Here is a 550-nt window from a genome sequence, read left to right as displayed (position 1 = left end):
GGCCGCTGGCGGTGACGCTATTCGGCGTCGTGGTCCGTTTCGAGGATCTGGACCAGGCGCTCCAGGGCGGCGTCGGCGCCGTCGCCCTCGGCGCGCAGCACCACAACCTCGCCGTGGGACGCGCCCAGGCTCATGAGGGACAGGATGCTGGCGGCGTCCATGGCCTCGTCGATGGGTTCACCCAGCCGGGCGATGGTGATTTCGAGATCGAACTCGCCTGCAGCCTCGGCAAAGATGGCGGCCGGTCGGGCGTGCAGCCCTACGCGGCTGGCAATGGTGGCGTTACGTTCGGTCATTTCTGCTCCTTGATGTCAGCTAGGGAAGGTTTTTCTGGACGGCTCAGGCGGCTACGGGTACCTGCTCCACCGTATCAACCGGCTTCTTAACCGCGTAGCGCTTGAGCCCGATCACTGCGAAGGCACTCACGACGGTTCCGGCCGCGATGGCGACGACGAACATCAGGAAGTTGTCGATCGCGAAGAAGACGAAGATTCCGCCGTGCGGGGGAAGTTGTCGATCGCGAAGAAGACGAAGATTCCGCCGTGCGGGG

Annotated in this window: 2 protein-coding genes; both read right to left on the bottom strand. The window is 64.5% G+C overall.

The window, feature by feature from the left end; all coding sequences use genetic code 11:
- Positions 1 to 17: 17 nt before the first annotated feature.
- Positions 18 to 296: an HPr family phosphocarrier protein gene (locus tag AB4Y67_RS19000; RefSeq protein ID WP_441407307.1), complete on the bottom strand. Its 279-nt coding sequence runs from the start codon at positions 294 to 296 to the stop codon at positions 18 to 20.
- A gap of 43 nt (positions 297 to 339) precedes the next feature.
- Positions 340 to 550: hypothetical protein (locus tag AB4Y67_RS18995; protein WP_441407306.1), on the bottom strand; the 211-nt coding region annotated here is incomplete at its 5' end.

The sequence above is a fragment of the Arthrobacter sp. YAF17 genome (assembly GCF_052113365.1).
Lineage (GTDB): Bacteria > Actinomycetota > Actinomycetes > Actinomycetales > Micrococcaceae > Arthrobacter.
This window is presented reverse-complemented; position numbering and strand designations above follow the sequence as displayed.